Origin of the sequence: Sodalis sp. (in: enterobacteria) (assembly GCF_047607725.1) — a bacterium.
GTDB lineage: Bacteria > Pseudomonadota > Gammaproteobacteria > Enterobacterales > Enterobacteriaceae > JBLKSS01.
This window is the reverse complement of record NZ_JBLKSS010000197.1, coordinates 1-6,452: the sequence shown is the minus strand read 5'-3', so window position 1 is coordinate 6,452 and position 6,452 is coordinate 1. Positions and strand designations below refer to the sequence as shown.

Here is a 6,452-nt window from a genome sequence, read left to right as displayed (position 1 = left end):
CACAGGAAAAATAGACTAAAACCGAGTCAGAAGATGAGCGAACACGTGATCGAATATCACTGGAATGGGTGATCGGAAAATATCGGAATAACTGATCGGATGTCGCCGGAACAGATGATCGGATACGTCGGAATCTGCAACCAGAACGGGAATGACCATTAACATAGGTGAAGACTCCTTTTCAGTGCCAGAGAATAACGCGCCGGGCAACCCTCCTGCGCTCTGCGGCGGGACATGTGTTATAGAAGAGAAGATACAACAAAGCGCGCAAGGTTACAGTGATTCACGCAATAAAAGGGAGGGGATCGTTACCGTTGAGCGACGCCAGGCGCGTTTTTTGCGATATTCGCCGCCGGCGCATGAGGCCGGACGGCAAAAGAGGGCAGGCGTTCCCCATGGCGCGCCTGGCGTTCGGAAAGGATTAATACAGCAGGGAATAAAGCTGGCGGCGGTATTTGCTCGCCAGCGCATCGCCAGTGCCCAGTGCCCAGTGCCCAGTGCCGCCAGAATATCCATCAGGATTTTACGCGCTTCGCCGTCGGCGGCGCCAAGATCGTTTTTCAAATGGCCCATCAACAGCTCTAGAGCTTCCTCATTACGTCCCACCTGATGGAGCTGAAGGGCCAGCTGGACCGCCAGCGCGGCATCGTGCGGCGCATGTTGCACCTGTTGTTGCAACTGCTGAATTTCCGGCGTATCTGCCGCCTGGCGCAGCAGCTCGATCTGCGCCAGTAAACCCTGGTAGCGCGTATCTTTATCCTGCTGCGGGAACTGGTCCAGCACCGCCTGCGCATCATCGGGACGATTGAGTTGCAGATAGGTTTCCGCCAGCAACAGGCCGGCTTCGCTGGCGGGCTTGGGTTCCTGCCACAGCGCTTTCAAAAGTGGCAGCGCCCCGGCGAAATCGCCCGCCTGCACCAGCGCCGTGGCCTCCTGCAATTGCAGCTCGGCGGGATCAGGCAAGGCGCGGGTCAGCAGTTCGCTCACCGCCTCTTCCGGCTGGGGCTCCTGAAAACCGTCAAGCGGCTGACCCTCCTTGAACAGATACACGGTGGGGATGGCGCGCAGGCCGAATTGGGCGGCGACATGCTGCTGTTCGTCGCAGTCTACCTTCGCCAGCACGAATTGCCCGGAGTATTCCTGCGCCAGCTTGTCCAGCACCGGCACCTGCATGGATTGTTCCAGCGTTTGCTGCAGGTTGGTTTCGTTAATTTCAACTACCGTGGCGTTTAACATGCAATTTCTCTCAATGGTTTTGGCAATACATGGGGGCGTGCGTGCCGCGCTTCAATGCTTGCCGCGTAAAAGCCAATCCAGGCAGCGCCCTGGCAGGAGGCGACGCAACCACGTCAGAGCGTGCGCCACCAGGGTAACCGGATAACGTAATCTGTCCCGGGGACTTTCCAGCGCATGGCGCAGTTTCGGCAAAACGGCCTCCGGCGGCAGAGTAAAGCGTCGGGCGATAGCCGGGTTGATTACCGGCTGATCGGCCCGGGTGTGGGTCAGGTTAGTGCTAAATGACGTGGCGATGGGACCCGGTTCAATCAGACTGACCTGCACGCCGCTGCCGTGCAGCTCCATGCGCAGCGTGTCCGACCATGCCTCCAGGGCAAACTTAGAGGCGGCATAGGCGCCCCGGCCCGGCGTGCATACCAGCCCCATGACCGAACTGGTCTGGATAATCCGCCCCTCGCCATGAGGTACCATGGCAGGCAGCAGCAGCCGGGTCAATTGATGAATACCGAACAGATTAGCGGAAAATTGCTGTTCCAGCTGACCCCGGCTTAAGGTGTCAAGGCGGCCATACATGCCGTAGCCCGCATTGTTGAAGAGTCCGTACAGCCGGCTGCCGGTCAGCCGCAACACCTCGTCGTCGTCGGCGTCAACGCTTTGCGGGTCGTTCAAATCCAGCGCCAGGGCCTCAAAGCCCTCCGCCGCCAGCCGCGCCACGTCCCGCGTTTGGCGGCAGGCGGCCAGCACCCGGTAGCCGCGCGTGCACAGATACCGGGCCGCCACCAAGCCGATACCGCTGGAGCAACCGGTAATCAGCACGGCTTTTTGCATAACTTTACCCAAATTGCGCTCTCCTTGCCTATGATTCATGTTTAAGTAAAGGCAGCAGGCGGTCCGCCATCCATTACGCGATGAAGGGCTGAGCGTCCGGATTGGGATGTATGCCGTCATCTTGCATCCACTCCGGCCGCAGATAAACTTGCTCCATGAAAGAACGGCAGTAAGGGAACGGCGTACCTGCTCGCCAGCGTCGGATACATGGCGCTGAAGGTTTCCGTATAGCGCTTGCAGTAATTCGACGGCAGGCGGATCTGCATGAGTAGGGGCTGCGCACCCGCCTGTTGGCTTAAGGTAATGGCTTTGACCAAATCTTGTTCGATCTGCGACGGCGGAAAACCGCGCAGACCATCATTCCCGCCCAGCTCGATGACCACCCAGCGTGGCTTATGCTGGCGCAGCAGCGCCGGCAGGCGGGCTACACCCTGGGTGGCGGTATCTCCGCTGATGCTGGCGTTAACCACCTGGATGGCGTTATCGTCCTGCGGCCAGCGCGCGGCCAGCAGCGCGGGCCAGGCCCGTGCGGCGGGCATGCGGTAACCGGCGCTTAGACTGTCGCCCAGAACCAAGAGCGTATCGGCGGCCAGCGCCCGAACGCTTACCAGACTCAACAGAATAAGGAAAGGGAAATGCCAGCGGAAAACGTTCTTGGAGTTCATCATCTTAGTAAGCACGTCGGTCAAGGTGAACACCATATCTTCATCTTTACCGGAGTTGAGCTGGTTGTCAAACCCGCGCAGACGATTGTGCTAATTGGCGAGTCCGGAGCGGGGAAATTCACCCTGCTGGGGATCTTGGCCGGACTCGACGACGGTAGCGACGGCGCCGTACATTTGCTGGGGCACGACCTGACGGCGCTGAATGAAGAACGCCGCGCTGCGCTGCGCGCCCGCCATATCGGTTTTGTGTTTCAATCCTTCATGCTGCTTCCCACCCTGACGGCGTTGGAGAACGTGCAATTGCCGGCGCTGCTGCGAGGGGAAGGCGAGCGTCAAAGCCGCGAACAGGCGATGACCCTGTTGACGCAGCTGGGGCTGGGGCAACGTTTGTCTCATTTGCCCGCCCAGCTCTCCGGCGGCGAACAGCAGCGGGTTGCGCTGGCGCGCGCGTTCAGCGGCCGGCCGCAGATTTTGTTCGCCGACGAGCCGACCAGCAACTTGGACCGCGTCACCGGCGATCGCATCGCCGATCAGCTGTTCAGCCTGAACCGGGATTTCGCCACCACCCTGATTCTGGTAACGCCCGACAGGCAACTGGCCGCGCGCTGTGAACGCCGTCTGCGTTTACAGGACGGCCGGCTGGAGGAAGTGGCATGATAGCACGTTGGTTCTGGCGCGAATGGCGAACCCCCTCCATCTGGTGCTGTTGTGCGGCGGGTTTTCGATTTCCCCGCCCGGCCGGATCCTTATCTGTGGTGGGCGCTGCCGCTCGGGGGTATGCTGCTTTTATCGCTGCTGGGGACCTTGCTTGGCGCCCGTCTGGTGCAAAGAAAGGGACGGCCGGGACAGGATTGGACGTAAACGTTTACAAAATGGGAACATTATCGCAACAAAAAATAATCAGCAGAGTGACAACCGGGTTGACTGGGCCCGGACCCCTGCTGCACAGTAACGGCCTGGCGTCACACTACAATGTAAATAGGTCCGCCAACAACGCAGAGGTTATCAGTCAGATATCTCAGCCACTTCGCAGATCCACTCTGCCCACTTAGCACCAGGAAGTGTTATCCGGAAAACCCGCGTTTCCGCTTATGCTCCCAACGGGTGTCAACGGTGAACGCAACGGTTCGGTACTCTTCACGATAGTTGCAATCGCTATGAGAGAGAGGAGTTAACGTAATAAATGACTACGACGTCCAAGATTATCTATACGCTCACCGATGAAGCCCCAGCGCTGGCGACCTATTCGCTGCTGCCGATCATCCGTGCGTTCATCCAATCCCAGGGGATCGCCGTCGAGACCCGCGATATCTCGCTGGCGGGCCGTATTCTCGCCAATTTCCCCGAATATCTGCAATCGGATCAGCGCCTGTCGGATCACCTGGCGGAGCTGGGCCAACTGGCGGTGACGCCGCAAGCCAATATCATCAAGCTGCCGAATATTAGCGCCTCGCTGCCGCAGCTGAAAGCCGCCATTAAAGAGCTGCAAACGCAGGGCTATGCGGTGCCGGATTATGTCGACGAGCCGAACTCAGATGCCCAAAAAGAGGCCAAGGCCCGCTACGACAAAATCAAAGGTAGCGCGGTTAACCCGGTTCTGCGCGAAGGCAACTCCGATCGCCGCGCGCCGCTGTCGGTGAAGAATTATGCCCGCAAACACCCGCACCGCATGGGCGAATGGATGGCATCGTCCCAATCCCACGTTGCCCATATGCAAGAGGGCGATTTCTACGGCAGCGAGAAATCCGCGCTGATTGAACGCGATGGTAACGTCAGTATCACCCTCGTTGGCCGCGATGGCGCCAAGCAGGTTTTAAAAGCCAAAACGGCGGTGAACGCCTGCGAAATCATCGACGCCGCGGTCATGAGCAAAAAGGCGTTGAGCAGCTTTATCGCGCAGCAGATCATCGATGCCAAACGGCAGGGAGTGCTGCTGTCGCTGCATTTGAAAGCGACTATGATGAAGGTGTCGGATCCGATTATGTTCGGCATCGTGGTGTCTGAATTCTATAAAGAGGTGCTGGCCCGCTATAACGATAAACTGAAAACGCTGGGCTTCGACGCCAACAACGGTATCGGCGATTTATACGTAAAGATCAAGGAATTGCCGGCCGATGAACAGGCGGAGATCACACAAGCCATCGAGGCGTTGTACGCCGAGCGGCCATCGCTTGCCATGGTGAATTCCGACAAAGGCATTACCAACTTGCATGTACCTAGCGATGTAATCGTGGATGCTTCAATGCCGGCGATGATTCGCGCTTCCGGCAAAATGTGGGGGCCTGACGGCCAACTGCATGATACCAAGGCAATCATTCCCGACCGCTGCTACGCCGGCGTTTACCAGGCGGTAATTGAAGATTGCAAGCAGCATGGCGCTTTTGATCCCAAGACCATGGGCAGCGTGCCCAACGTGGGGCTGATGGCGCAAAAGGCCGAAGAATACGGCTCCCATGACAAGACCTTCCAGATCCCGGACGACGGCGTGGTGCAGGTGGCTGATGAGGCGGGCAATGTGCTGCTGGCGCATTCGGTGGAGGCGGGCGATATCTGGCGCATGTGCCAGGCTAAGGATGCGCCGATTCAGGATTGGGTGAAGCTGGCGGTCAACCGCGCCCGTGAATCCGATACGCCGGCGGTATTCTGGCTCGATCCGGCCCGTGCGCACGATGCGCGCATGATTGAGAAAGTGCAGCGTTATTTGCAAGATAATGATACCCGCGGGCTGGATATCCGTATCCTGTCCCCGGTCGACGCCACGCGTTTTTCCATCGAGTGGATCCGCGCGGGCAAGGACACCATTTCGGTCACCGGCAACGTGCTGCGCGATTATTTGACGGATCTCTTCCCTATCATGGAGCTGGGCACCAGCGCCAAAATGCTCTCCATCGTGCCGCTGATGGCGGGCGGCGGCCTGTTTGAAACCGGCGCCGGCGGTTCCGCCCCCAAACATGTCCAACAGTTTGTGAAGGAAAACCACCTGCGCTGGGATTCGCTGGGGGAATTCCTGGCTCTGTCCGCCTCACTGGAGCATGTCGGTATCACTGCCGGCAACAGCAAGGCCAAAGTGCTGGCGAAAACGCTGGATCAGGCAACCGGCAAGTTCCTCGACGCTAACAAATCCCCTTCCCGTAAAGTCGGTGAGCTGGACAACCGCGGCAGTCACTTCTATCTGGCGCTGTTCTGGGCGCAGGCGCTGGCGGAGCAGAACGAGGACACGGCGTTAAAGCAGCAGTTCACCGAGCTCGCGCGCACGTTGGCTGACAATGAACAGAAAATTGTGTCGGAGCTGAATCTGGTGCAGGGTAAAGCGGTGGATATCGGCGGCTATTATCATCCGGATCCCGCGCTGACCAGCAAAGCCATGTGCCAAAGCGCCACCCTTAACGCCGTGCTACAGGCGGTGGGCGCCTAAAGCAGGCCGCCGGGCAGCCCGTGCCCGGCACGCATTAGCGAAAATGCGCCGCATTCGGCGGCGCAGGGGCCTGTGCGTTGTCATGAGCGGGAGGCGATTGACTCACCGCGCCGGGCGGCGCGGTGTTATTGCAGAGGTAAGCGCCCCGTGGAGGACGTCTTGAATTATTGGTGGGTTTGTTGTATGCGACAGTAAACCTACGTTACACGCTTATGCTCATTGCATTTTCACATTGTATTGATTTTAATGACTTTTATTTCCATCCCGGTTTGAGTGATATGAAATTAGTGGTTCTGAAGTTTGTGATA

4 protein-coding genes and 2 pseudogenes are annotated in these 6,452 nt (G+C 58.5%); 3 read left to right on the top strand and 3 right to left on the bottom strand.

What is annotated here, in order from left to right; all coding sequences use genetic code 11:
- Nucleotides 1-421: 421 nt before the first annotated feature.
- The 3 genes and pseudogenes from ACMX3H_RS15975 to tesA form a co-directional block, all read right to left on the bottom strand.
- Nucleotides 422-1,236, bottom strand: a pseudogene (locus tag ACMX3H_RS15975) (co-chaperone YbbN).
- Nucleotides 1,237-1,287: 51 nt separating this feature from the next.
- The gene (locus ACMX3H_RS15970; protein ID WP_415211535.1) at nucleotides 1,288-2,064 is read right to left on the bottom strand and encodes an SDR family oxidoreductase; all 777 of its coding nucleotides are present in this window, start codon (nucleotides 2,062-2,064) and stop codon (nucleotides 1,288-1,290) included.
- 73 nt (nucleotides 2,065-2,137) lie between these two features.
- Nucleotides 2,138-2,732 (bottom strand): annotated as a pseudogene (tesA, locus tag ACMX3H_RS15965) (multifunctional acyl-CoA thioesterase I/protease I/lysophospholipase L1).
- Here tesA and ybbA point away from each other — a divergent pair.
- The 3 genes from ybbA (at nucleotide 2,700) to ACMX3H_RS15950 (ending at nucleotide 6,144) form a co-directional block, all read left to right on the top strand.
- Entirely contained in the window at nucleotides 2,700-3,386 is a 687-nt protein-coding gene (gene ybbA, locus ACMX3H_RS15960; protein WP_415211534.1) for a putative ABC transporter ATP-binding protein YbbA, read from the top strand. The pseudogene tesA and the gene ybbA sit on opposite strands and share 33 nt — an antisense overlap.
- Before the next feature lie 51 nt (nucleotides 3,387-3,437).
- Nucleotides 3,438-3,590, top strand: a complete 153-nt coding sequence (locus ACMX3H_RS15955) for a hypothetical protein (protein WP_415211533.1) — start codon at nucleotides 3,438-3,440, stop codon at nucleotides 3,588-3,590.
- Between the two features lie 322 nt (nucleotides 3,591-3,912).
- A complete protein-coding gene (locus tag ACMX3H_RS15950; protein WP_415211532.1) occupies nucleotides 3,913-6,144 on the top strand; it encodes an NADP-dependent isocitrate dehydrogenase in 2,232 nt (743 codons plus the stop codon).
- Nucleotides 6,145-6,452: the final 308 nt, after the last annotated feature.

What these genes read in the sequence shown, in the direction of transcription:
- ACMX3H_RS15970 (WP_415211535.1), bottom strand. Translation starts at nt 2,064, where the DNA reads ATGCAAAAAGCCGTGCTGATTACCGGTTGCTCCAGCGGTATCGGCTTG.
- ybbA (WP_415211534.1), top strand. Translation starts at nt 2,700, where the DNA reads ATGCCAGCGGAAAACGTTCTTGGAGTTCATCATCTTAGTAAGCACGTC.
- ACMX3H_RS15950 (WP_415211532.1), top strand. Translation starts at nt 3,913, where the DNA reads ATGACTACGACGTCCAAGATTATCTATACGCTCACCGATGAAGCCCCA.